Consider the following 24,994-nt stretch of genomic DNA (forward strand, 5'->3'; position numbering starts at 1 on the left):
GCCCCGTCAAATATCCAGGCGCTCTTCCGTCGCGCAGAAGGCCTCGGCGAAGGCCAGCAGGTCCTCGTCGCAGTCGGCCGGCGCGATCAGCGACAGCCCCAGCGGACAGCCCTCCACCTTCGCCAGCGGCAGTGATACCTGCGGCAGACGCGCCAGGCCGGCGATGGAGGTGAGGCTCAGCACTGCGCCGCGGTGGGCCACCAGTTCCTCCGCCGTGCTGGTGGTGCGCGGAGCGATGCCGGGTGCCGACGGCAGGCAAAGCAGCGCATCGTCGCCCAGAAGCTCGGCGAGCCGCTTGGCGAAGCCCTCACGGGCTTCGCGCGCCGACGCGCCCTGGTCTTCCGTTATGGTCGCCGCCCAATCGAAGCGCTCCTGAGTTTCCGGCCCGAAAGACGGTTTGGTCTCAGCGATCCAGGCTCCGTGCGTGGCCATGATCTCGCGCGCCTGAATATGGCGGAAGCGCCACATCCAATCCGCCAAGGTGCCGGTCTCGGCAGCCGCGATCTTCTCTGCCGGCAGCAGACGCTGTTCCAGCCGCCCGACGAAGGGGGCCAGCGCGGCCTGGGCCGCCGGTGTCGCCAGGGCGAAGGCATCCTCGGCCAGCAGCAGGCGCTTCCAGCGCCCGGCGCTGCCCAGGCTCTCGGCCTGCGGGCCGCCAAGCAGCACGCCGCCGACGCGCCGCAGCAGCGCCGCGTCGCGGGTGAACCAGCCGACGGTGTCGAAGCCCGGCGCCAGCGGCATGACGCCTTCCAGGGTGATGCGCCCATGCGTCGGCCGCAGGCCGTAGAGCCCGCAGTAGCTGGCGGGAACGCGGATCGAGCCGCCGGTGTCGCTGCCCAGCGCAAAATCCGCAAGGCCGCCGGCAACTGCCGCGGCGGAGCCGGAGGACGAGCCGCCGGGAATGCGCCCTGGCGCGTTCACATTGGTCGGCGTGCCGTAATGGAAACTCTGTCCGTTGAGGCTGTAAGCCAGTTCGTCGGTGATGGTCTTGCCGACCAGTTCCGCGCCCGCGTCGAGCAGGGTCTGCACCGTCGGCGCGTGGCGCTCGGCCGGCGCATGCCCGCGCGCCCAGTCGGGATTACCGCAGCCGGTAACGAAACCGGCCACATCGAAGATGTCCTTGGCGGCAAAGGTGGAGCCGGCCAGCGGTCCCGTCGCGGAACCGGCGATCTGCGGCTGCGGTGCCGGCACGAATGCGCCCAGGGCGTCCCACGGCGGACGGCCGGCATCCAGCGCGGCAAATGGATTGGCGCCGTCGGTTTCGGCGGCCTGCTTCTGATCGTTCATCGCTTCCCCACTTTCGGCTTCCCCTCCCGGTATCTCTTTCCAGGGCGGCGCTCAGGTCGCCGTCTCGTCGATGTTCGGCTCCGCGTTCTCCGGCCGATCAGAATCGGGTTGAGGATGCTTACGCCGGATGATGATGTCGCCGTTCTCCAGAACCTCAGGCAATTCGTACTGCGGAATGCTCTGCACCAGCAAGCGCAGTGCGCGCAGCATCTGCTCCAGGCCTTCGCGCGCCAGCTCGCTCGGTGATCCATCGGGCGCGTCCTCAGGCTTGGCCGGGGTGGCGCTCTGTGCCTGCGCCTGCCCCAGGAGCAGCGGCAGCGGCGTCACGGCCAGGCAAAGGCCCAGCAAGCCGATGGCCAGAAACCGGGCCGGCCGCTTGAGTTCGGTTCGGATTCTCATTGCTCTGCTCCTCGCTCGCATGGCCTTAAACATTACGTCCAAACTAGCCGTCAATCATGTCCGCTTTGCGGCAGATCCGCCCCCACGGCGACAGGCCACGGCCTCGACAGAATGAGGGCGCCGTGCCAGGAATAGCCGGCCTGGGCAGTCGCCGGGGATTTCCGGGATGCGGCACGTCCTTACCTGGCGTGCCGTGCAACCTCTTGCAATGAAGAACACAGTGGGAGACGGCATGAGCGACGATATCGCCATGATGACGGCAAGCCGCCTGGTGAAACTCTACCGCAGCGGCGCGCTGTCGCCGGTAGAGGCGGCGCGTGCGATGCTTGATCGCATCGAGCGCTACAACGGCAAGCTGAATGCCTTCAACCTCGTCGCCGCCGAAACCGCATTGGCCAGTGCCGCGGAATCGGAAGAGCGCTGGCGCCTGGGCGCGCCGCGCGGCCCGCTGGACGGCGTGCCCACGGCCATCAAGGACGTGCTTCTGACCAAGTGCTGGCCGACGCTGCGCGGCTCCAAGGCGATCGCCCGCGACCAGCGCTGGGACGAGGACGCCCCCTCGGTCGCGCGCCTGCGCGAGCACGGTGCCGTCATGCTGGGCAAGGTGACGACGCCGGAGTTCGGCTGGAAGGGCGTCACCGACTCGCCGCTCGATGGCATAACCCGCAATCCCTGGGACCCGAGCAAGACGCCGGGAGGCTCCAGCGGCGGTACGGCGGCCGCCCTGGCCGCGGGCCTGTGCACACTGGCCCCCGGCAGTGACGCCGGCGGCTCGGTGCGCATCCCCGCCGCCTTCACCGGCACCTTTGCCTTGAAGGCCACCTTCGGGCGCGTCGCCGCCTACCCCGCCAGCCCCTTCGGCATCCTCTCCAATGTCGGCCCGATGACGCGCAGCGTCACCGACGCGGCCCTGCTGCTGAACGTGATGAGCGAGCCGGACCCGCGCGACGCCTACAGCCTGCCCTACGATGGCGCCGACTACCTGCACGGCCTGGACGAAGGTATCGAAGGCCTCAAGATCGCTTTCGCCCCCACCCTGCGCGGCCGTCCGGTCGACCCGGAGATCGCCGCCCTGGTCGCCAAGGCCGTGCGGACGCTGGCGGACCTCGGTGCGGAGATCATCGAAGCCGAGCCCGACACCGAAGGAGCGGAAGAGGTCTTCCGCATGCACTGGTTCGCCGGCGCCGCAAAGCTGCTGCAACGCTTCGACGCCGCCGCGATCGCCGGCATGGATCCGGGCCTGCAGGCAGTCGCCGAAGAGGGACGCAGCTACACGCTGCTCGATTACATGGGCGCCATGGCACGCCGCGAGGCCCTGGTCGTCGCCGCCAACAGCTTCCACCAGACCTACGACCTGTTGGTGACGCCCAGCCTGCCGATTGCGGCCTTCGAAGCTGGACACGAGGTGCCGCCCGGCAGCGGCATGACGCGCTGGCCGGAATGGACGCCCTTCACCTATCCTTTCAATCTGACGCAACAGCCGGCCGCCAGCGTGCCCTGCGGACTCACCAAAGCGGGACTGCCGGCGGGCTTCCAAATCGTCGGGCCGCGCTTTGCCGACGCTCTGGTGCTGCGCGCGGCGCGCGCCTACGAGAAGGCCGCGCCCTGGCCCTTCCCCGATCTCGAGAAAACATTGAAGGAATGACGGCGAACGCTACCAGGCCAGGATGAGCCGGTTGCCGCGCACCTGATAGCTCTCGAGGCGCTTCAGGAAAGTCATGCCGAGCAGCGAAATTTCACTCCGCTGTTCACCCACCGAGGCCGGCAGGTCGAAGAGTTCAAGCTGGCCGATGCGCAGCGTGCGCAGTGTGACTGGGGCGGCCCGCACCTCGCCCGCCGCGGAACTATAGCGCTCGCTGAAGGTAAGGCGCTGCGGCGGCCAGCCGAGGCGCTTCGCATCCTCAGGCGTCAGGTAGATCGCACTGGCGCCGGTATCGACCAGAAAAGTGATCGTCTTGCCGTTGACGGCTGCGTCGACGATGAAGTGGCCGTGCGGGCCGGCCTGCAGGACCAGCTCGGAGACCGGCGCGGCTGGCCGCGGGGCCTGCCGGGCGCTGAGCGTTTCGGCGGCCGGTGACAGCAGCACGGCGTCATCGTGGCCGATGAAGGACACCAGCAGCAGACCGCCGGCGATCACCACCGCACCCATGCGCAGGCTGTGCCCGATGAGGCCGCTCGATCGCGGCACGCTGTCGTCGTGATAGCCGGACATCGCTCGCTTCGCCCAGTCGTGTGCTTCCCGATACCGCATCGCAAGGCCGGTGCCTGTTGCGCCGCCCTGCCCCAATGGTGCCCCGCGGGGGCTTAACGCTTTTCTTAGCTTCTTGGTTAAAACGCAGGTCCGATTTGGCCCGCAGCGTTGCAAGAGCGGCGGAAAATCGCCACCCTCTGCGCTCAACTGTTAAAAATGCGCGGAAGCGCGCGGAACAGGCACATGGGCAACGAGAGTAGTCGGCAACGCCGCGGCGCGGTGGCCTGCGGCCATCCGGCGACGGCCGAGGCCGCGGCTGAGATTCTGGCCGAGGGCGGCAATGCCTTCGACGCCGTGCTCGCCGCCTTCTGTGCCGCCACGGTGGCCGAGCCGGTGCTCGCCTCTCTGGGTGGCGGGGGCTTCCTGCTGGCGCAGCCGGCGGGGCGCGGCCCGCTGCTCTACGACTTCTTCGTGCAGACACCGAAGCAGCGCCGCGATCTCGCCAGTCTTGACTTTTATCCGATCCTCGCCGACTTCGGCACCGCGACGCAGGAGTTTCATATCGGCATCGGCGCCGTCGCCGTGCCGGGCGCCGTGAAGGGCCTCTTTGCCATCCACGACGACCTCGCGCGCCTGCCGATGGCGCGCATCGTCCAGCCGGCGGTGCGGCTCGCGCGCGACGGCGTCGAGCTGCGCCCTATCGACGGCTACCTTTTCGAGATCGTGGCGCCGATCCTGCAGGCCAGCGCGGCCTCGCGCGACCTCTTCCTCGACGCCGGCGGCGCGCTGCTGCGTCCGGGCGCGCAACTGAAGCAACCGGAACTGGCCGACAGCCTGGAAGCGCTCGCCAGCGAAGGCGCGCGTCTCTTCTACGAAGGCGACTTTGCGCGGCGCCTCGTGCGCCTCTGCACCGAGTCCGGAGGACTCGTGAGCGAAGAGGATCTCGCCGGCTACTCGGTCATCCGCCGCGCGCCCTTCGTTTGCGACTACCGCAGCCACCGCGTGGTGACCAACCCGCCGCCGTCTTGCGGCGGCATGCTGATCGCCTTCGCGCTGGCGCTGCTGGCCGCGGAGTCCCCTGCATGCCACGGCAGCGGCACGGACGCCGCGACGCTGCAGATGGCGCGGGTGATGGCACTCACCAACAAGGCACGCATCGAAGCGCGCCTGGAAGATGGCATCGCGGCAGCGGCCGAGCGCCTCTTCGATCCGGCGCTGCTGGAACGCTACAAGCAAGAGGTTCAAGGCAAGGCCGCCTTCACCCGCGGCACCACCCACATCAGCGTGGTCGACGGCGACGGAAACCTCGCGGCCATGAGCCTTTCCAACGGCGAAGGCTGCGGCACGCCGCTGCCGCGAAGCGGCATCATGCTGAACAACATGCTGGGCGAGGAGGATCTCAACCACGGCGGCTTTCACCGCTGGCCGCAGGATTGCCGCCTGTCCTCCATGATGGCGCCGACCCTGGCGACCTCGGCGCAAGGCGATCTCTACGCCATCGGCTCGGGCGGCTCCAACCGCATCCGCACCGCGGTGCTGCAGGTGCTGATCAATCTGCTCGACCACCGCCTGCCGATTGCGCAGGCGATCGAGACGCCGCGGCTGCACGTCGAGGGCAATGTCGCCAACCTGGAAGGCGCCGAAGCGCAGGGCGTCAGCCTGCCCGACAGGCTGACGCTGCTGCAGGACCAGGGGTATCAGGCCGTCGCCTGGCCGATGCACAACCTGTTTTTCGGCGGCGTCCATGGGGTGGCGCTCAGCGCCGCGGGAGAACTCTCGGCGGCGGGCGATCCGAGGCGCGGCGGTGCCGCGCTGGTCAACGCTCCGTCCTGATCCGGTAGGCGGAGCCGGGTGCGGTCTGCCGGCACCCGCAGCCTGCAGGTGCCGGAAGGATCCGCTGAAAGGTCAGGCCGCTTCGGATTCGTTGCGGTGACGCACGATGTAGGCGCGCGCGCAGTGCTCGTCGCAATACGGCTTGCCGGGCACCGCCGGTTCCCCGCAGAAATGGAAGTCCTGGTCGCCTGGATCGCCGATCGGCCACAAGCAGTTCGGTCCCTTGCCGCGAGCCACCGTGCGCGTCGGCCGCGGGGTCGGAGCCGGAGCGGGCCGAGCGGCACGCGCCCCAACCTGCTTCGGTGCCGCCTGAACCGCGGACTGCGCCGGAACGGCGGGCTTGGCGATCTGGGCGACGGCAGGACGCCGCACCTGCGGCGCGGAACCGCGCTTAATGGGCGACGGGCGGGCCTTCAGCTTCATCCGATGGGCCTTGCCGACGACGGAATTCTTCGAAACCCCAAGCAGGCGGCCGATCTCCGACGCGCTCCGTCCTGCTTCCCAGAGCCGCATGAGTTCCGCAACTCGTTCTTCAGTCCAAGTCATGCGATTGCCTCTATGCTTTTGGCTACATGTTGCGGCATATACTATATGTCGTCTAGATGACGACATGATGCACAATATAGCGGGGGCCGCAGAGAGTCTAGGCTGAAATCTGTGGAAAACCGCCGTTTTCTGTGAATCAACCGCCCGCGGCGTTTCATCCCAAGCGGTTATCCGCGCGGCGGTTGCGCGGATCAGTCGAATCTGACGGCCTGCCAGCGTTCGCCGGCGCCTTGGTTGTTGTAGCCTTCGAACTTCACCACCCAGCCCAATTCCGGGGCGTACCAGACCCGCTGCTCGGCGCGCCAGTCGCTTCCGACCTGTTCCGAGCGACGCAGGAGCACGTAGGTATCGAAGGTGCCCGCCGGAACGGTCACCCGCTGGGCGCCCAGCACCTCGATGCGGTCGCGCCAGGCCTGCCCGGCCCAGCGTCGGGTGAAGCCTACCGCCTTGCCGACCTCCAGCGGAAACAGCTGGCCGAGGACACCGCCGTCCGGCGACACGCCGGCGGCGACACAGTCCATGCAGATGTGGGCGAAGCTGGAGAAACTGCGGCCTTCCCAGATCCACGACACGATGAGGCCGTTGGTGCGCCCGACGACGCCCTCGACCCGCTTGCCGCTGTCCAGGTTCTCCCACACCATGAAGGTGCCCTCCGGCAGCGCCTTGAAGGGCGCCGGCGGCAGCGTCAGGGGCTCGGCCCGCGCAGGCAGCGCGGCCAGCAGCAGGGCAAACACCGCCAGCGCCAGCACAAGGCCGTGGCGGAGCCCCGCAAGGCTGCGCCCGCAAAGGGACCGCCCTAAGAGAGCTCGTTGGGACTCTGATTGCAAAGGCAGGACAACTCCCCGAAGCTTGCCGCCGCCGGATTGCGTAGATGCTCCAGAGAGCGACAAGCGGGCCGCGGCGGCTGGAGACTAGCCCATAGGCCGCCGGGGATGAAAGCCTCGCAATGGGTGTAACAATGAGACAGCGGCGGAAGCGACGGCCATGCCTGTGATTCGAACCCTGCTCTGCGGCATGATGATTTTGGCGGCTGTGACGGCCCCCGCCCCCGCGCCGGCCCTCGACGCTGCCGAGGCCCGTCACCTCCTGGCGCGCAGCGGTTTCGGCGGCTCCGCGGCGGAGATCGAAGCGCTCGCCCCGCTGACACGCGAAGAGGCAGCGGCCGCGATCCTGACACGCGCCGGCAGCACCGCCGTTACGCCGCCGCCCGCATGGGAAGCCGACTGGCTGCCGCCGAAACGCGGCAGCATGAGCGAGGCCGAGCGCCTCGCCCTGCGCGATACGCAGCGCGAGCAGGGCCGCGAGTTGAAAGCCTGGTGGCTCGCCGAGATGCGCACGACGCCCAGCCCGCTCACCGAAGTGATGACCCTCTTCTGGCACAATCACTTCACCTCCAGTCTGGCCAAGGTGAAGGCGCCCGCCCTGCTCTATCGCCAGAACGTACTGCTGCGCCGCCATGCGCTCGGCAACTTCGCGGCGCTGCTGCACGCCATCGCGCGCGATCCGGCGATGCTGATCTACCTCGACAACGCAAGCAGCCGCAAAGGAGCGCCCAACGAGAACTTCGCGCGCGAGCTGATGGAGCTCTTCACCCTCGGCGAAGGCCGCTACAGCGAGGCCGATCTGAAAGAAGCGGCGCGCGCCTTCACCGGCTGGAGCCTCGACCGCGAAACGGATGCGTTCCGCTTTCGCGCCGCCTGGCACGACGGCGGCGAAAAGGAAATCCTCGGCCGGCGCGGCACCTTCGACGGCGACGACGTCATTGCGCTCCTGCTCGATCGTCCCGAGACGGCGGAATTCATCGTCGTCAAGTTATGGCGGCAGTTCGTCTCGGAGGCCCCCGACGCGGCGGAAGTACGACGCCTCGCCGCGATCTTTCGCGACGGCGGCTACGAGATGAAACCGCTGCTGGCGGCGATCTTCACCAGCGATGCCTTCTGGGCGCCGGAGAACCGCGGCCGCCTCGTCAAGTCGCCGGTCGACCTCGTCGTCGGCAGTCTGCGCCTTTTCGACCTGCCGGTGAACGACGACCGCGACCTCGCCTGGCTGACCAGGCGCCTCGGCCAGGACCTCTTCGATCCGCCCGACGTGAAGGGCTGGCCCGGCGGCACGGCATGGATCACCGGCGCCAGCCTGCTCGACCGCCAAACCCTGCTGGCGCGCCTCACCGGCAGCGCTGAGGCGGCAACCGCCACACCGGCAGCCGCGGGCATGGAGCGCCCCGTCGAGAGCAACGCCCAGCACCGCGCGGCCTTCTTCGACACCTGGGTCGCCGGCCTTCCCGCCCCCTGGCAGGGCGCCGAGGCGATGACGACGCTGATGCTGGCGATCCCGCCGGTCGATGCCGCCGTGCTGGACCGCCGGGCAAGCGGCGCGCTGGCGCGCAGCCTGCTCGCCGATCCCGCCTATCACCTGAAGTAGGAAAGGCACTGATGCCCGCCCTCACGCGACGCCAACTCCTGACCGCCGCGGCCATCGCTCCTTTCATCGGCACCCTGCCGCGGGCCTTCGCGCGCTCGGCACCGGCGCCGCGCATCCTGGTGCTGGTGGAACTGAACGGCGGCAACGACGGCCTCAACACCGTCATCCCCTATGCCGATGCGCACTACGCCGCCGCGCGGCCGACGCTTGCCATCGCGCGCGACCGGGTGCTGCAACTCGACGAGCGCCTGGGCCTGCATCCGGCGCTGGCGCCGCTGATGCCGCTCTGGCAGGCAAAGAATCTCGGTGTCGCGCTGGGTGTCGGCTACAAGCCGACCAACCGTTCCCACTTCCGCTCCATCGAGATCTGGAACAGCGCGTCCACCGCCGAGGAGACGCTGCAGGACGGCTGGCTGCACCGGGTCCTGACGGAGACCGGCATCGACGGGACAGCGCAATCCGCCATCGAGGATCCCGCCTTTGACGCTCAGGGCATCGTCCTGGGCGGGCCGGAGGGACCGCTAGCCGGCAGCGCCCTCGCCCCTGTGGTGATGCGCGATCCGCGCCAACTGGGCCAGGCCGTGCGTCTTCTGGATGGGCAAGAAACGCCGACCGGCAACCCCGCGCTCGCCCACATTCTGACCACGCGCGCAAGGATGCACGGCGCCGCGCTCGACGTCGCCCGCCGCCTGAAAGAAGCGCCGCCGATCACCACGACGTTCCCGAAATCAGCGCTGGGGCGGCAATTCGAACTTGCCGCGGATCTGATCGCCGCCGGCGTGCCTGCCTCGTTCTTCAAACTCCAGCACAGCGGCTACGACACCCATGCCCAGCAGGCGCCGCGCCATGCCGCCCTGCTGGGCGACCTCGCCGAGGCCCTCGTCACCTTTCGCCAGGCCATGATCGAGGTCGGCGCGTGGGACCGGGTCCTCGTGGTGACCTATGCCGAGTTCGGGCGCCGCGCGGCCGAGAACGCCAGCGGCGGCAGCGACCACGGCACGGCGGCGCCGCATTTCCTACTGGGCGGCCGCCTCGGCGGCGGTTTCTACGGCGAGCAGCCCCGGCTCGACGATCTCGAGGGCGGCGACCTCACGCCCCGCCTGGACTTCCGCCGGCTCTATGCCGCCGTGGCCCAGGGCTGGCTCGGCCTGCCGCCGGCCCCCGGCAGTCTCGGGCGCCACGCGCCGCTGCCGCTTTTCGGCTGAATTCAGGGATTCTCGGCAGTTCTGCTTGGCCCTGGCCTCGGCCGTCCGCATCTGCTACGACAGCGCCGCCACACCCAGGAACATCAGGGCCCTGCCATGAGCGAACCGCGTTTCAAGCTCTCCACCCCCGGCATCGTTGCCGGCATCGTCGCCATGACGGCCGTGGTCGTGCTGTCGAACTATGCCGTGCAGTTCCCGGTCTTCATCGAGGGCTACAGGACCGAGGACTGGCTGACCTGGGGTGCCTTCACCTATCCGATCGCCTTCCTGGTGACGGACCTGACCAACCGCAGCCTGGGGCCCAAGGCCGCCCGCATCGTCATCGCGGCCGGCTTCGCGCTGGCGGTGGCCCTGTCGCTGCTGGTCGACACGCGCATCGCGATCGCCTCCGGCACCGCCTTCCTGAGCGCCCAACTGCTGGACGTCGCCATCTTCAACCGGCTGCGCCAGGCGCGCTGGTGGAAAGCCCCACTGGCGTCCTCCACCCTCAGTTCGATCGTCGATACCTTGCTGTTCTTTTCCATCGCCTTCGCCGGCACCGGCCTGCCCTGGCATCAGTGGGCGCTCGGCGACTTCGGCGCCAAAATGGCGATGGCGGCGCTGATGCTGGTGCCTTTCCGCCTGCTGATGCCGGCGCTGCGCCCGCACTTGGCGAACGGCGACCTGCCGACGGCGACGCGTTAAGGGACGTTCAGCAGACCCGGTTGTCCGGGTTCTCGCAGGGGTGAATCTCGAACGGCTCGAAGGCACTGTCGCGATAAGCATCGAAGGTGCGCTTGTCGATGCAGTGCACCTTGGCGAGCACCACCAGGTCACCGTTCACCATGCGCTCGGCCACCTGGCTGAGAAAGGCCACCTCGCAGTCGTACTCGCGCAGTATCTGCTCGTTCAGCTGCGCCTGCCATTCCTGCGCCGGAACGGGCTGCGCAGGCCACAGCGCCACCAGGGCGATGCCCAGCGCTGCGAGCGGCGCGATCGGTTTACGTGCCATGCCTGCGGCTCCCTTACTGCTGCGGTCCAGGGGAAGCAGGATCGGCGCAGAGCCGCCGGGAGGCATTGACCTGCCTCAATCCGGGCTACAACCGCCTCACGGCCTTGTAAAGCCACGCGGCCACAAAAGCGGTGGCGACCGCCACGGCGGGTTGGGCCAACGGTATCAGCCAGGTTTCCCGCGCCAGCATCACCACAGCGAGATAGCCCCAGCCCGCGAGCAGCAGCACGATGGCCCCGCCGGCGAGATAGGATGCATGCCGGAATACCGCCCACACCGTCGCCAGCGCCAGCAGCGCCGCGATGACGACGACCACGGCGGGCGGCACGCTCTTCACTGCCTCGCGCTGCAGCAGGTTGCGCACCGCCGTCGCGGTCACCACCACCTCGGGCGTCGTGGCCGCGTTGTCGCGGCCGACGAGGCTTTCGATGACATCCAGTCGGCAGCGCGGCGCGTAACGATCGGCGAGATGCAGATCCAGGAAACGCGCTGCCGTCACCCGGCGCACCCGCGGCAGGTCGGTGCGTCCGAAGACCACCACCTTGTCGTCAAAATGCTTGCGGAAGAACCCGTCATCGCCAGCCTCGGCGCAAGCGTAGAGATCGCCGAGCGAGAACACCGGAATGCCACCGTCGCCGCCTTGGAAGTTCAGCAGCATGGCGTTGACGTCAGAGCCGGGAATCGCGTAGCGGCCCAGCATCAGGTCGCTGCCGTACAACAGGTGCGGACGTTCGCCGATCACGCGTGCGGCCAGCTCCAGCGCCAGAGACGGGTTCAGACTGACCGTGCCGCTGCGATCACGGCTGCTTTCGTAGAGCGCGGCATGACGCAGCACGCCATCGGCATCCGAATGGAGCGCGATGTGACGCACGTTGCGGTCGCCGCCGACGGCGTCGGCATGTGCCGGCGTGGGGCCGAGCCGGTCCGGCGCCGGTGCCCGGCGCCCCAGCACGATGCGCCCCTCGGCGCCGGCGCTGCGCAGCAGCTCAAGATAGTCGGCATCATAGCCCGCAACGGCGCTTTCTGCCGAAGCGACGAAGGCTTCCTGCTGGGCGATCACCAGGGCGCCGGCATCCAGCACCCAGCGCATGACCTCGGCCATCTGCGGGGTCCAAAGTTCCTGCGGCAGGCGGTCGAAGGGCGGCCGCAGGGCCGTTTCCTGATCGAGCGCCACCACGATAACGGGTGAGGCCGACGCAGTGGCGCCGTTGGCGGGCGGCAGTCGGGCGTATAGTTCCGGTCCGTAAAGTTCCTGGCGCGCGCGCAGCAGCAGATCGAAGGCCGGACCCTCGAGGGCGCTGAGCGGCGGCAGCGAAACCAGGTAGGCCGCCAGGGCAGCGACCGCCACCGCCGCGAGCCCGTCAAACCAGCGCATTGTCCGCCGTACCCCCTCGCCCGTTGTCGGAACGCAGGTCTGTTTCCCCGTCCCCATGTCTCAGCGAACCCCAATAATCCGAGCGCGGTCAAGTCGCGCACCTATCTGGCCCCAAGATGCCGTCGGGGAGCTTAGCGAAGCGTTACCGGTCGCGCCCCACTTTTGCCTCCGCCAAGCAGGCCGGCCTCTAGGATGCAGGGGGAATAAAGCCGAGAACCATGGGTCTTTATGGGAAAGCGCCTTTGGGAACGGCGGCGCCTTGCGCCGCGCGAAGGCGCCGATAACGGTGAAGATCGACTGTGTCTGGCGATGTCTTCACAAGGTGCCCGAGTCGATGAAATACGGGCGTGCTCTTCCCTCACGGCCCGTAGAGGCGGTCGGCGCAGCTCTCTCCCCTAGCGCCGGCCGCCGCCCCTTCACCTCCCATTATGCGTTTTCGATTCATGCCTTTGGAGGTTTGACCGATGTCCAAGTCCGTTCTTTTCACCACCTTCGCCGCCGCGGCGCTGGCCCTTGGCCTCGCCGCCTGCGACGAGCAGCAGGCCTCAGAGAATTCGTCCGCGCCGATGCAGCAGCAGCAGGGCGCAGTGCCCGAAGGCGGCAGCGGCACCGGCAGCACCAGCACGCCGATGGCCCCGGACAGCAGTGGACCGTCCGCCGCGCCGCCGGAAATGGAGCAGCCCGAAGGCAGCGCTCCCGACAGCACGATGCCGGGCAGCAGCCAATAGGCGATGCCGGTTAGCTTCGCCCGGCGGCAGGTCGACAAGCCTGCGCCGGGCGATCGCCGGAAACACCGGCGGGCCCCTTTGCGCCCTGGCGCGACGACGGCCCGCCGGGCCATCCTCGCGACGTCGGCGCCTCACCTGCGGTAGAATTGGAAGCCCGCGAGTTTTGTCATGAATGCGGCAGCAGCCACCACAATTCGCCACAAATCGGACCCGTTAAGGTTCCAAGACAGGCTGACTCAGCCTGCCTACCTTCGACTCCTGCGCAACGGTATTCGGCCGTTAGCGCCAAAGGCAAGAAGGCAGGAGGCAAAGAGCGTGGCAAAAGCGGAAACGACGGTGCTTGAGCACATTCCGGGTCTCAGGCGCTACGCGCGCGCCTTGACCGGCAACACGGCGGAAGCCGACGATCTGGTGCAGGAGTGCCTCAGCCGCGTCCTGGCGCGTTGCCGTAAGTTGAACGGCGGACAGACGGATGACATCCGCAATCTGCGGGCCTATCTCTTCACCATTCTGCACAACGCACATATCGACCGTCTCAATGAGCGTCGCCGCTGGTCTTATGCGCTGCCCGAAGAAGCACTGGACAACCTGATGGCGCGCCCTGCCCCGCAGTACGGACAGATGGAGTTGCACGACCTCGCGGACGCGCTCACTCGCCTGCCGGAGGAACAGCGCCAGGCGGTGCTGCTGGTTGGCTATGAGGGCATGACCTACAAGGATGCCGCCGCGGTCCTGGACGTGCCGATCGGTACCGTAATGTCGCGCCTGTCGCGCGGCCGCGAGGCCTTGCGCCGTTTGATGAACGGCGCGCCGTTGGCCGACCTGCGCCGGGTGCCGCCGGCGCGCCCCGCAATCGCAGCCAATCTACGAAAGGTGCAATGACGTCCCGTGGGTGTCGCTTCGAACCGATCCAATTCCAGCTTCTGCGACGGTGGTAGCACCGTCGGCGAAGACGAGTTGCAGGCCTACGTCGACGGTCAGCTCGACAACCGCCGTCGCGCGGCCGTCGAGGCCTATCTCGCCGCCGCGCCGCACGAAGCGGCGCGGCTCGCCGCCTACCGCAGCCAGAACATCGGCCTGCACGCGCTCTTCGATCCGTTGGACGAGCTGGGAGACCCCACCGCGCGCAGCGCCGCCGCACTGCCCCCGGGTCTGACCGCTTTGGCGCATGAGGTCGAGGCGCAGCTCGACCTCCGGCGCGCCGTGACGCAGCCCAAAGCTCGAACGACCGCGCGCCGCCTTTCCCGCCTGGCCGCTTCGATTGCCCTGCTGGTGAGCGCGGGCGCGGCTGGTTGGATTGCGCTGGAACAGAACGGCTGGAACCACGATCCTCTCGTCGCCTTCACCCGTCAGGCGGCGCAGACGGCGCCGGCATCCCCTCAGACAACCCAAAAGCTGGGACCGGCACTGTCAGCCGCGACGCCAGTCGCCACCGGAGGCCCAGTTGCCGCCGGAGGCAAGGCCAGCGAGCGGCAAGTGGCCGCCTGGCTGGCCGCGCAGACCGGCAACACCACCGCCTCCGGTGCTGCACCGGCCACCCTCCCGGACCTTGCGGCTCTCGGCTTCGAGCTGATCGGTGAGCGGGTAATCACCACCGCCGGCGGGCCGCCGGCGGCGCAGCTGCTTTACCAGGACGACGCCGGTCAGCGCGTCACTCTCACCATGCGTGCCGGCGGCAAGGCCGGGCAGACCAGCTTCACCTTCGCGCGCGATGGTGCAGCCTCGCGTTTCATGTGGCAGGACGCCCACATGGCCTACAGCCTGGTCGGCCAGATGGAGCAGGACAAGCTGCTGCGCCTCGCCGAGGCGGTCAGCGACAGCCTGCGCCACGAAGCGGCACCCGCAGGGGGAACGGTGGCGGCGCCAGCCGGATCGACGGCCGGCACCGAGGCAACGGAGTCCACGGTACCCAGCGCACCGACCGAAAGCGCACCGGCGGCACCGCTGCCGGGCGTCGATCCCGCCATCGAGCGCAGCCCGCTGATCCCGGTACCGCTGCCCGAAGCGGGCGACACTGCCAAGGAAACCTGAGCCGCCGCGCTCCTTGGTCGGCGCCGTCGATCGCGAACAGGCTTCCGACCGGATCCTGGGCCTTCCTCCAGGAACAACGATCCAAGTTCCCCCTAAATCGACTTCTTTGACAGGCCGCCATGCTGGCCGGCCCACCGCCGGTCCAGGCGAAGGGACACGTCACCGTGCGCCGGCAGGAGAAATGATCAAAAACCTACATTCCATTGCAGGATTGATTTGCATCATGGGAGCTAGATACGCACAGACACAATAATCGGTTTGCTTATACTCGAGCTAGCCAAATTGACCCTTTGGGATCATGCAGCGCCATAAGGATCTCCATCCGGCCAAGCGTCGTAGCGGAGCGTCTGGATGCGCCCACGAGCCGGGAAAACAACAAACACGCCGAAAGGATGCGCTATGAGCCCCAACCCCCGTTCCTTCCACTCAACTGTCCTGGCCACCACCGCACTGGCCACGGCGTTGATCCTGCTACCCTTCACCTTTACCCCGGCTGATGACGGCACGCCGTCCGTGGCCGGTAAGGCAGCAGCCGCGCAGGGCAAGTACGCTGGCGCGGGCAGCGGCAGTGGCCAGGGCGGTCCCACCACCGGCCAGGGGCAGCGCCGGGGCAGCGACGACATCATGTCGGTGCTGGAGGAGCAGATATTCCGCGGCAAAGGCAAGCGGATCATCATCATCCTTGAAGAAGACGGCGAGGAGGATTCGGACCGGCCGGCCTGGGCACAGGGCAACCGCGAACTGAACCCCCATTCGAGGGGCGGCGGCCAGCCCTCCGGCGCGGGCACCACAAAGGGCGACCTCTACGGGGACCTCTGGATCATTTTGCGCGATGAGAACGGCGAACCACTCCTAGACGCCAACGGCCATGTACAGCCGATCCTGGCCGACGGCACCGTCGTCCAACTCACCGAGGACGGCGAACTGCCGGAGCAGTACGAGGACCTCGTGGTCGAGGTCGAACTCGGCCGCACCAGCGTCAGTCGTGCCCCAACACAAGTCCTCACGCACGCGCTTGACGAAGCCCTGACCAAGTTGACCGACGGCAGCGTCGTCACTTTGGACGAGGCTGGGCGGCTGGTGGTCGACGGTGTGGCCATCGACTCGCCGCTGGAAAATCTCGCGCTCTATACCTTCATCATGACCGGCGGCACGGTCAGCAACCTTCCCGACGGTTTCGACGTCGCCTCGCTGCTGGCTGCCTCCACCGACAAGACCTCGGCGCTCACTCTCGACGAGATCGTTTATCTGAACTCCATCCTTGGCATCAACCAGGTGGACGTCGCGACCGGCAACATCGACTACTACGATTTCTCCAGCTACGACTACAGCCGAGCCGTCGCCTATGACGGCGTCACCCTTACCTATCTTGCCGATCCGGACGGCGACGGTACCTACGAGACCGTCACGCAGTCGGTGATGGACGCCGTCTTCGACGGTCAGGACTGGACCGATAGCACCGCCGGGGGTGCCGACGATTTCCTGCAGTCGGCCGATGACTCCCGCGCGGTCATCGAATTCCTCCACGCGGTTCCGGTACCGGTGGCAATGAACTGACTCCGAGGGCCAAGCCTTTCGTACCGCCCGGCAACATCGCGCCTGTCGGGCGGGCGGCGTCTTTCGAAGGACAGCTCAATGAGCAAGATCCGCTGCTTACCGGCAAAGTCGTATCTAACCGTCCCGCTTGCGGCAGCGCTCGCTACTTTTGCACTCGTCCCGTCAATCGGGCAATCGCCGGCTGCCGCCGCGGCACTCATCGCGCAGGAACACAGCGGCGGCCACGGAGGCGGAGGTGGCGGCCGCGGCGACAGCCACAGCGCCACAGGCCACGATTCCGGCGGGGAAAGGGGTGGCGGACCGGACGGCACAGGCAAGGGCCGCGGCCACGCTGACCGGAGCACACCCGGCAGCGGCCATTCGGTGGAAGACCGCGTTTTCCACCGGCCCGACAGCGCTGTCGACGACCACGGCCATAGTGACCAAGAAGGCGCTGACGATCATCCCTGAGGCCCTGGCACGGAGCTTGGCTTTGGTGTCAAGCAAGCGGGAACCGTCCGAGCCGGCAACCCGTGGGATGTATTCCGAGATCAGAGCGGGGGGAAGTATGTTGGTGCGCTATTCTTCGTTGGTCGTAGGAGTCTGGCTGCTGCCGGGCCTCCTATGGCCCGCGGGCGCCACTCTGGCGCAAGAATCTGAGAGCGATCCTTCTCCGCAGAGCACGCCCTCTACGCAGAGTGCCATGGCGGAAGACGACGCCGTCAAGGTCGGACCCTTCGCGCTGGACGCTGGCCTTTCGGTCTCGCAGGGCTACAGCGACAACGTCTACGCCACGCGCAACGACAAAGTTGGCGATGGCATTACCGTCATCACGCCTGAAGTATCGCTGACCACCGGCGCGGACGAACTGCTCAGCCTAGAGCTCTTCGGCTCGGCCGAAATTGGGCGCTACTGGGATGAAACCAGCGAGGACTACGAGGATTTCTCCTTCGGATTCGACGCCAGCTACCGCATCGCACCGAAGAACATGGTGTTCGGCGGCGTCAGTTTCGGGCGCGACCACGAGGAGCGGCAGTCTCCCGACGACGTGGACGGCGACGATCCGACACTCTACTACGATACGCAGGCCTACATCGGCAGCCTCAACCGCTTCGACGACGTGACGCTGCGTGTCGGAGGCACTTACGGGCGGATCGACTTCAGCGACATCGACGCGGCTGGCGGCGAGATAAACAACGACGACCGCGACCGCGACCTCTACACCGCCGGCCTGCGCGCCGGCTACATCGTCAGCCCCGGCTACGAGGTCTTCACCCAGGGCGTCTTCGACTTGCGCGACTACGACACGGCACGCGACGACGCCGGCTTCGACCGCGATTCCGACGGCTTCAGCGCCGCCTTTGGCCTACGCTACCGGCCGGGCCCGATGCTCGACGTCGAAGGCTTCTTCGGTTTGCTCGGGCAGTACTACGACGACCCGGCGCTTGAGAGCGTTACCGCACCGGACTTCGGCTTCAGCCTGGAATGGCGCCCGCGAGGCACCACCACGGTCGAGGCGTTCGTCAGCCGCACGGTGCAGGAGACCACACTTCTCGGCGCTTCCGGCTACCTCAGCACCGGGCTCGGTGCTTCGTTGACCCAGCAGTTGCGCCGCGATCTCAGCATCGACGCTTCCTTCTCCTACTACCAGGCCGAGTACGAGGGCGTGTCGCGCGACGACAATACCCTGCAGGCGGGGCTCGGCGGCCGCTATCATGTGACGCCTAATATCTTCCTCGATACCAGCTACGATTTCGTGCAGCGTGATTCCAGCGACCCCGACGAGGACTACGACGAGCACCGGGTGTTCTTCACCCTGGGCGCGGAACTGGTGCCGGCCTACGATCCCGACGCTCCCGATTCCGGTCCCGACTTGGTTGCCGATCTCGGCGGCCTCTACTTCGGCCTGCAGGGAAGCTTTCCCAACGTCGGCACGGAACTGGAGGGCCCTCGCGGCGGCGGCGGCAGCCAGACCGCCGACTTCTCCGACCGCGGCTTCGGCGGCGGCCTCTTTGCCGGCTATGCCCTGAGGGCGGGCGACTGGCAGTTCGGCCTCGAGGTCGACGCCGAGTTCAGCGAAGCGCACTGGGAGCATACCAATGCACCCGACGGGCGGGTCTTCTCGGTGCAGAAAGACGGCTCTCTCTCCGCCGGCCCGGTCATCGGCTATTGGCTGAACGACTACTCCATGATCTACGGCCGCTTCGGCGTTGTCGAAACCTACTTCGACACCAACTACAGCGAAGGCGGCGACAGTTACGACGACTCCGATGCGATTACCGGTCTGCGCATCGGCCTCGGTGCCGAAACCGCGGTGGTGGACGACTTCTTCCTGCGCCTCGACTACAGCTACACCTCCTACAAGGACTATGACATCACCTACCCCGGCGGCCGCGACAACTTCGCCAACAACGAAAGCATGGTGCGGCTCGGGATCGGCTACCGCTTTCCTAGCGGCGCCAAGAACGAGAAGCTCGAGCCGGAGCCGGAACCCGACGTCGGCGGCTTCTATGTCGGCCTCGGGGCAGGGCACGGCGCCCTGCACAGCCACCAGGGCGGCCCGCGCCAGGCGGGGGCCTTCACCAACGCCGACTCGGGCGACGAAGGGGCCAGTGGCGGCGTCTTTGCCGGTTACGGCGCGGTCTGGCGGCGCATCTACCTGGGTGGCGAGGTCGAGGGTGAGGTCAGCGACGTTACCTGGAACCGCGAACGCCAGCCGACGGGCCGCATCTTCAAGATCGAAAAGAAGGCCGGCCTCGGTGCTGCCCTCAGGGCCGGCTATGTACTGCCGGGCGGGGCCCTCGCCTATGCCCGCGCTGGCGTGATAGCGAGCCAGTTCAGCACCAGTGTGGCGACCACAGGTACATCGGCCCAAGAGGACGAAATTCTGTTGGGTGCCCGCTTCGGCGGGGGGCTCGAATTGCCGATCTCGGAGAGTGTATTCGCCCGCATGGAGTACAGCTACACCGACTACGAGAACAATTCGCTGCAGGTCGGCGGCGGCACCGAGTCCTTCGAGAACAGCGAGAGCCTGTTTCGCGCCGCCATCGGCATCCGCTTCTGAAGCGTCGGGCCGAATTTCATTTGGCTCTAAACGACGCGTGGCCAGAAAGGCGCGAAAGATCACAAAAACTGCGATTTCGGGAAAAGCTTGACCTGGGTCAAAGCTTTCGCCCCCGCTTTCGAGTAATTCCAGTTCCAGACAGACAAGACGCCACCTGCAAAGGGCCGGGTCAACGGCCCCGGTCAGCCCGCCGGTTCAAACGATGCAACAACGCTCGCGAATGTCTGTCCTGGGTATAAGCGAGAGGAGGGCTCCAATGCTTATTCGTACCGCGCTGGTCGCTTGTTGCGCGTTGGTCACCGCAACGGCGGCGCTGGCGGACGACGGTCTTCTGGAGGAAGCCAGGGGACTGTTCGAACCCATTCCGGTCGGCGCGCCGGAACTGGAAGGCAATCCGGCGACACCCGAAAAGGTCGAACTCGGCAAGATGCTGTACTTCGAGTCGCGCCTGTCGGAAAGCCATACCATCAACTGCAACTCCTGCCACGCCATCGGCCTGGGTGGTGTGGACATGCTGGAAACCTCGGTCGGCCACCGCTGGCAGCAGGGCGGCCGCAACGCACCGACGGTGCTGAACTCGGTGTTCAATACCGCCCAGTTCTGGGACGGTCGCGCCAAGGACCTGGAAGAACAGGCCGGCGGCCCGATCATCAACCCGATGGAAATGGCATCCAGCCACGAACACGCCGTCGGCATGCTGAAGGCAATTCCTGGCTACGCCGAGACGTTCAAGGTCGCCTTCCCGGATGATCCGGACCCGATCAACCTCGACAACATGCTGAAGGCCATCGCTCTCTTTGAGGCGACGCTGATCACCCCGCATGCCCCCTTCGACCGCTACCTGCGCGGCGAGGAAAATGCGATGACGGCGGAGCAAAAGGAGGGCCTGCGTCTCTTCATCGACCAGGGCTGCGCCTCCTGCCACAACGGCATCAACATCGGCGGCAGCATGTACCAGCCCTTCGGCGTGGTCGAACGGCCCGGCGCCGATTTCCTGCCGCCCACCGACAAGGGACGCTTCGAGGTCACCAAGTCGGTCGACGACGAGTACGTTTACAAGGTGCCGACGTTGCGCAACATCGCGCTGACACCGCCCTACTTCCACACCGGCAAGGCGTGGGATCTGCGCCAGGCTGTGGCGGTCATGGGCTCGACTCAGCTCGGTGCCGACCTCGGCGATGAGGAGGTCGACAAGATCACCGCTTTCCTGCACGCCCTGACCGGCGATCAGCCCCAGGTGAGCTATCCGATCCTGCCGCCCAGCGCAGCCGACACGCCACGGCCGAAGCCGTAGCGCAGGACTGACTGTCCCGATCCGGGAGGAAAGGAAACCGGGGCCCCGTTGCGGGGCCCCGGTTTTTCTTTGCAGCACTCACACAGTCGCCGTCGCCGCGGCGAGATGCTCACCCAGCTGATCCATCAGCCAGGCGCAGCCGGCCTCGCGCGATTCCGTGTCATCCAGCAAATCCAGAAAGGTGACCTGCTCGGTATAGATCAGCCGCGTACCCTTGGCTGAGGGCAGAAACTCGACCGTCGCCAGCGACATCGAGATCAGCTTGTCGTCGAGCGACATCCTGTAGGTCCAGACGATGCGCCGGTCAGGCACGATGTTCTGGTAGACCGCGTCGCAGACATGCAGGGGGCCGCCCGGCTGCCGGCCGGTGGCCCGCTCCTGCCCGCCGACGCGGAAGTCCATGGCATGCTCCACGTCATCCCAGCCTTCGTCTTCCCCGGCGAACCAGGCCTTCTTGGCGGCAGTCTCGGCCCAGGCGGCGAATACGGCGTGCGGCGCCGCCGCGTAGTCGCGCTCAATCACGAAAGTTGCGTGCTTCACAGAGCGTTCGGCCATCGTCCTTTCCTCCTGCTCTTGTGACCCGGCGCCAGCGTCACCGCCGCACCAGACTGCTTTCATTTTGCAATCAGTTGTAGGCTAGAGAAACTGATGCAATATTGCAATCAGTTTTTGGAGGATACACGACCATGCCCGGCGAGCACCGTTCCGGCTGCCCGATCAACCTCACGCTCGAAATCATCGGCGATCGCTGGTCACTGCTGATCCTGCGGGACATGATGTTCGGCAACCGGCGCCACTTCCGCGAGATGCTGCGCTCGCAGGAAGGCATCTCCTCCAACATCCTGGCCGACCGGCTCAAGATGCTGCAGGACGAGGGGATGATCACCAAGGCCGACGACCCCAGCCACAAGCAGAAGGCCATCTACTCGCTGACCGAAAAAGCCATCGAGCTGCTGCCGGTCTTCGCGCAGATCGGCGCCTGGGGCGTGCGCCATCTGCCCGTCACGCCGGAGCTCAGCATCCGCGCCGAACTGCTGGCCCAGGGCGGCCCGGCGTTGTGGCAGGACTTCATGGCAGAGCTGCGCGAGACGCATCTGGGCAGCGCCCCGGCACGCAAGCTCCGCGGCCCGGGCGTGCGCGAGCGGCTGCAGGCAGCCTACGAGGAAGTCTGCGCCGAACAGGCGGAGCGATAGCCGCGCTAAGCCGCCCTAACGCACCTGAGGCCGCGGCGCCTTGGCGCCGAGCCCGCCGTAGAGGTTCAGCAGGCGGTCGAACCACGCGGCGACCGGATCATCCTCCGCCAGCAGGTCCTGCGGTGAGGAGCAACGCGCCCACTGCAGCGCGCCGAAGACGATGTAGTCGCTGTAGGCCGGTCCTTCATCACCACCGATGAAGGGCTGGTCTTTCACCGTGAAGCGCAGCGGCGCCAGGACGGCGTGGAGGTGCTTCAGGTTCTCGGCCTTTGCCGCGCAGTAGTCCTCCAGCGTCGCGCCCAGGGCCTTCTCGCGGCTTTCGCGGAAATAGGCGACGTCCTTCGGATCGATGACCTTCACGATGTCGGCGACGATGAGACGCACCAGCGCCGGATGCAGCTGTCCCTCGCACCAGCGCTTGATGAAAAGAGCGGCGCCCTTGGCATCGGCGCTGCCGAACAGGGCGCGGCGGTCGGCGTAGGCCGCGTCCAGATAGCAGGCGATATCCCAGGAATCGGAGATGGCCTTTTCGCCGTCGACCAGCACCGGCACGCGCGTCTGGCCGGAAAAGGCGATGGCGTCCTTGTCCGTGAAGCGCCAGGGAACGGTTTCGACGTCCAGGCCTTTATGCGCCAGCGCCATCCTGGTGCGCCAGCAATAAGGACTGAAGCGCAGGAGCGGATCCGCCCCCGCGAGGTCGTACATCTTCAAAATCATCTCCCTATAGTTTTTGCCGACAAACCTGCCGCCAGTCCATCTCTTGCCGAATATGAACAAGTTAACGCCTGGCGCATTCAACGGAAAATTGAAAGTTGCCCATAGCCTCCGGGCTTCGTGGCGATCTTCATAGATTGCCAATGATTCAACTGCAAATTTGCGCACCCTTCTTCTCCCACACGCCGACGGTGTCGCAATCATCATGTCCTTATCGAAAATTTCTGCTGTCCTTAGCAACCTGCGCATTGCGGCACGCATCGGCCTGCTCTCCGCCATCAGCACCATTGCCGTCATCGCTCTCGGCATTGCTTATCTGGTCGGCGACCTACAGATGGGCCGTGCCTTCGAAAAGCAGCAGGACCAGGCCCTCCTCGCCCAACTGTCCCAGCAGATCGAAAACGGCACGCTGCAGCTGCGCCGCAGCGAGAAGGACTTCATTATCCGACGCGAAATGAAGTATGCTGAACGATACGCGACCGCGGCAGCAGACGTCCTCGACGCCCTGACACAGGTTGCCAACATGGCTGTCTCGGCGCCGATCAAGGACGAGATCGCCCGTCTGCGCGAGGGCGTGAGCGCCCACCAGCAGCAGTTCGATGCGATAGTGCGCCGTCACCAGGAAATGGGCCTGGACGAGAAAAGCGGACTGCAGGGAACGCTCCGCGCCGCAGTCCATGCTGTCGAGACCAAGCTGGCCGAAGCGAACCTGGACCCCCTCACGGTGAAGATGCTGATGATGCGCAGGCACGAGAAAGACTTCATGCTGCGTGGCGATCCCAAGTACATCGCCAGCATCGACGAGCGCCGTCAGGAGTTCGACAGCCTGCTCGCTCAGGCGGTTCTTTCCGACTCCTTCAAGCAGGAGGTCTCGGCGCTGATGGACGAGTATCAGAAAGATATGCATACATGGGCCGAAACGGCGGGCGCACTAGTCGCTGAGACGGCCGCGCTGAGCGATATCTTCGCCAAGATGCAGCCAGACTTCGACCGTACCTTCGCCGTTGCGACGGAAGGTGCCGCGGCAGCGGAGGAATCGCTGCAGGCTGCCCGCGACATGACCCGTTGGAGTTTTGCAATCGCTGGGATCGCGGTCCTTGCGGTCGCCATCACCTTCGGGGTCATCATCGGTCGCAGTGTTAGCCGTCCGCTGCTGCGCATTACCGAAACCCTGTCAGGCCTCGCCGAGGGCGACACCACCGTTGCGGTCCCGTCCACGGAGAGTCGGGATGAGGTCGGCGACATCGCCCGTGCCGTGCTTGTGTTCAAGGAAAACGCAATCGAGCGCCAGCGGCTGGAGGCCGAGCAGGCAGAACAGCGTGCTACTCAGCAAAAGCGGTCCAAGCTGATCGAGAAGCTCATTTCCGACTTCGACCACATGGTCGGCAATGCCCTCGGCACTGTGACTGCCGCCGCCGGCCAGCTGCATGAGACGGCCGAGACCATGAGCGGAACGGCACGACTGACCAAGGAGCGCTCGGGCGCCGCCTCCATCGCCGCGCAGCGGGCCTCCTCAAACGTCCAGATGGTGGCTGCGGCGTCCGAAGAACTGCACAGCGCGATCGCCGAGATCGGCCGCCAGGTGACCCGTTCGAACGACGTCTCACAAAAGGCTATGGGTCAGGCCACCAATACCAGCAAGACGATGACCGAGTTGGCGGGCGCCGCCGACAAGATCGGCACCGTGATCAACCTGATCCAGGACATCGCCGAGCAGACCAACCTCTTGGCACTGAATGCCACCATTGAAGCGGCGCGCGCTGGTGAGATGGGCAAGGGCTTCGCTGTAGTGGCCGGTGAGGTGAAATCGCTGGCAACGCAAACCGCCAGGGCGACCGAGGAGATCAGTCAGCAGATCGCCAGCATGCAGGGCTCCACTGGCCAGGCGGTCGGCGCCATCAAAGACATCAACGGCACAATTGAGCAGATCGCCGAGATCGCCACGTCGATTTCCAGCGCCGTGGAAGAACAGGGCGCAGCGACCCAGGAGATTGCCAAGAACGTTCAGGAGGCCGCCAGCGGCACCGAGGGCGTGACTGTCAACATCGCAGAGGTCGATACTGCGACCAAGGACACCACCGAGGCGGCGAGCCGAGTAACCACCCTCGCTTCCGACCTCTCTAGCGAAGCGGCAAAGCTGCGCAAGGAGATCGAAAGCTTCCTCACCTCTGTCAAGGCCGCCTGAC

23 protein-coding genes are annotated in these 24,994 nt (G+C 66.6%); 13 read left to right on the forward strand and 10 right to left on the reverse strand.

The genetic code is table 11. The features are described from left to right. Positions 1 to 6 precede the first annotated feature (6 nt). Together WDC82_RS12070 and WDC82_RS12075 are read right to left on the reverse strand one after the other, a co-directional pair. Positions 7 to 1,287, reverse strand: coding sequence for an amidase (locus WDC82_RS12070; RefSeq protein ID WP_340117567.1), 1,281 nt, complete (start codon positions 1,285 to 1,287; stop codon positions 7 to 9). A 51-nt stretch (positions 1,288 to 1,338) separates the two neighbouring features. Next, on the reverse strand, positions 1,339 to 1,686 hold the full coding sequence (locus WDC82_RS12075) for a hypothetical protein (protein WP_340117568.1): 348 nt from the start codon (positions 1,684 to 1,686) through the stop codon (positions 1,339 to 1,341). A gap of 232 nt (positions 1,687 to 1,918) precedes the next feature. Here WDC82_RS12075 and WDC82_RS12080 point away from each other — a divergent pair, with 232 nt between their 5' ends. Continuing rightward, positions 1,919 to 3,331, forward strand: a complete 1,413-nt coding sequence (locus tag WDC82_RS12080) for an amidase (protein ID WP_340117569.1) — start codon at positions 1,919 to 1,921, stop codon at positions 3,329 to 3,331. 9 nt (positions 3,332 to 3,340) lie between these two features. Here WDC82_RS12080 and WDC82_RS12085 read toward each other — a convergent pair whose 3' ends face one another. Further along, complete coding sequence (locus tag WDC82_RS12085; RefSeq protein ID WP_340117570.1) at positions 3,341 to 3,898, reverse strand: TIGR02281 family clan AA aspartic protease; 558 nt, start codon at positions 3,896 to 3,898, stop codon at positions 3,341 to 3,343. A 222-nt stretch (positions 3,899 to 4,120) separates the two neighbouring features. Between WDC82_RS12085 and WDC82_RS12090 the strand changes: the two genes are divergently transcribed. Next, complete coding sequence (locus tag WDC82_RS12090; RefSeq protein ID WP_340117571.1) at positions 4,121 to 5,710, forward strand: gamma-glutamyltransferase; 1,590 nt, start codon at positions 4,121 to 4,123, stop codon at positions 5,708 to 5,710. Between the two features lie 72 nt (positions 5,711 to 5,782). Here WDC82_RS12090 and WDC82_RS12095 read toward each other — a convergent pair whose 3' ends face one another. Continuing rightward, a complete protein-coding gene (locus WDC82_RS12095; RefSeq protein WP_340117572.1) occupies positions 5,783 to 6,256 on the reverse strand; it encodes a GcrA family cell cycle regulator in 474 nt (157 codons plus the stop codon). Between the two features lie 191 nt (positions 6,257 to 6,447). Beyond that, complete coding sequence (locus WDC82_RS12100) at positions 6,448 to 7,005, reverse strand: hypothetical protein (protein WP_340117573.1); 558 nt, start codon at positions 7,003 to 7,005, stop codon at positions 6,448 to 6,450. Positions 7,006 to 7,240: 235 nt separating this feature from the next. Between WDC82_RS12100 and WDC82_RS12105 the strand changes: the two genes are divergently transcribed. The 3 genes from WDC82_RS12105 (at position 7,241) to WDC82_RS12115 (ending at position 10,566) form a co-directional block, all read left to right on the forward strand. After that, positions 7,241 to 8,677: a DUF1800 domain-containing protein gene (locus WDC82_RS12105; protein ID WP_340117574.1), complete on the forward strand. Its 1,437-nt coding sequence runs from the start codon at positions 7,241 to 7,243 to the stop codon at positions 8,675 to 8,677. Positions 8,678 to 8,688: 11 nt separating this feature from the next. Next, positions 8,689 to 9,882 (forward strand): DUF1501 domain-containing protein, encoded by a 1,194-nt coding sequence (locus tag WDC82_RS12110; protein WP_340117575.1) that lies wholly within the window; start codon positions 8,689 to 8,691, stop codon positions 9,880 to 9,882. A gap of 96 nt (positions 9,883 to 9,978) precedes the next feature. Next, on the forward strand, positions 9,979 to 10,566 hold the full coding sequence (locus tag WDC82_RS12115; protein ID WP_340117576.1) for a queuosine precursor transporter: 588 nt from the start codon (positions 9,979 to 9,981) through the stop codon (positions 10,564 to 10,566). Positions 10,567 to 10,573: 7 nt separating this feature from the next. Here the strand turns inward: WDC82_RS12115 and WDC82_RS12120 are convergent, their stop codons facing one another. Beyond that, positions 10,574 to 10,873 (reverse strand): hypothetical protein, encoded by a 300-nt coding sequence (locus tag WDC82_RS12120; protein ID WP_340117577.1) that lies wholly within the window; start codon positions 10,871 to 10,873, stop codon positions 10,574 to 10,576. Between the two features lie 85 nt (positions 10,874 to 10,958). Further along, complete coding sequence (locus tag WDC82_RS12125) at positions 10,959 to 12,248, reverse strand: CHASE2 domain-containing protein (RefSeq protein WP_340117578.1); 1,290 nt, start codon at positions 12,246 to 12,248, stop codon at positions 10,959 to 10,961. A 464-nt stretch (positions 12,249 to 12,712) separates the two neighbouring features. Here WDC82_RS12125 and WDC82_RS12130 point away from each other — a divergent pair, with 464 nt between their 5' ends. From WDC82_RS12130 to WDC82_RS12145, 4 genes are all read left to right on the forward strand, one after another. After that, positions 12,713 to 12,976: a hypothetical protein gene (locus tag WDC82_RS12130; RefSeq protein ID WP_340117579.1), complete on the forward strand. Its 264-nt coding sequence runs from the start codon at positions 12,713 to 12,715 to the stop codon at positions 12,974 to 12,976. Between the two features lie 315 nt (positions 12,977 to 13,291). After that, positions 13,292 to 13,858, forward strand: a complete 567-nt coding sequence (locus tag WDC82_RS12135; RefSeq protein WP_340117580.1) for a sigma-70 family RNA polymerase sigma factor — start codon at positions 13,292 to 13,294, stop codon at positions 13,856 to 13,858. 6 nt (positions 13,859 to 13,864) lie between these two features. Beyond that, positions 13,865 to 15,007, forward strand: a complete 1,143-nt coding sequence (locus tag WDC82_RS12140; RefSeq protein WP_340117581.1) for a hypothetical protein — start codon at positions 13,865 to 13,867, stop codon at positions 15,005 to 15,007. A 399-nt stretch (positions 15,008 to 15,406) separates the two neighbouring features. Further along, positions 15,407 to 16,564, forward strand: coding sequence for a hypothetical protein (locus WDC82_RS12145; RefSeq protein WP_340117582.1), 1,158 nt, complete (start codon positions 15,407 to 15,409; stop codon positions 16,562 to 16,564). 162 nt (positions 16,565 to 16,726) lie between these two features. On the opposite strand, the gene WDC82_RS12150 is transcribed toward WDC82_RS12145, so the two are convergent. Next, entirely contained in the window at positions 16,727 to 17,008 is a 282-nt protein-coding gene (locus tag WDC82_RS12150; protein ID WP_340117583.1) for a hypothetical protein, read from the reverse strand. A gap of 238 nt (positions 17,009 to 17,246) precedes the next feature. Between WDC82_RS12150 and WDC82_RS12155 the strand changes: the two genes are divergently transcribed. Both WDC82_RS12155 and WDC82_RS12160 read left to right on the forward strand, forming a co-directional pair. Continuing rightward, entirely contained in the window at positions 17,247 to 19,607 is a 2,361-nt protein-coding gene (locus tag WDC82_RS12155) for an outer membrane beta-barrel protein (RefSeq protein ID WP_340117584.1), read from the forward strand. 256 nt (positions 19,608 to 19,863) lie between these two features. Next, on the forward strand, positions 19,864 to 20,901 hold the full coding sequence (locus WDC82_RS12160; RefSeq protein WP_340117585.1) for a cytochrome-c peroxidase: 1,038 nt from the start codon (positions 19,864 to 19,866) through the stop codon (positions 20,899 to 20,901). A 78-nt stretch (positions 20,902 to 20,979) separates the two neighbouring features. Here the strand turns inward: WDC82_RS12160 and WDC82_RS12165 are convergent, their stop codons facing one another. Then, positions 20,980 to 21,456: an SRPBCC family protein gene (locus WDC82_RS12165; protein ID WP_340117586.1), complete on the reverse strand. Its 477-nt coding sequence runs from the start codon at positions 21,454 to 21,456 to the stop codon at positions 20,980 to 20,982. A 131-nt stretch (positions 21,457 to 21,587) separates the two neighbouring features. Here WDC82_RS12165 and WDC82_RS12170 point away from each other — a divergent pair, with 131 nt between their 5' ends. Continuing rightward, positions 21,588 to 22,094 (forward strand): helix-turn-helix domain-containing protein, encoded by a 507-nt coding sequence (locus WDC82_RS12170; RefSeq protein WP_340117587.1) that lies wholly within the window; start codon positions 21,588 to 21,590, stop codon positions 22,092 to 22,094. A gap of 15 nt (positions 22,095 to 22,109) precedes the next feature. Here WDC82_RS12170 and WDC82_RS12175 read toward each other — a convergent pair whose 3' ends face one another. Next, a complete protein-coding gene (locus tag WDC82_RS12175) occupies positions 22,110 to 22,799 on the reverse strand; it encodes a glutathione S-transferase family protein (protein WP_340117588.1) in 690 nt (229 codons plus the stop codon). Positions 22,800 to 23,013: 214 nt separating this feature from the next. On the opposite strand from WDC82_RS12175, the gene WDC82_RS12180 reads away from it, so the two are divergent. Then, complete coding sequence (locus tag WDC82_RS12180; protein ID WP_340117589.1) at positions 23,014 to 24,993, forward strand: methyl-accepting chemotaxis protein; 1,980 nt, start codon at positions 23,014 to 23,016, stop codon at positions 24,991 to 24,993. Position 24,994: the final 1 nt, after the last annotated feature.

This window comes from Pelagibius sp. 7325, from assembly GCF_037652055.1.
Taxonomy (GTDB): Bacteria; Pseudomonadota; Alphaproteobacteria; order Kiloniellales; family Kiloniellaceae; genus Pelagibius.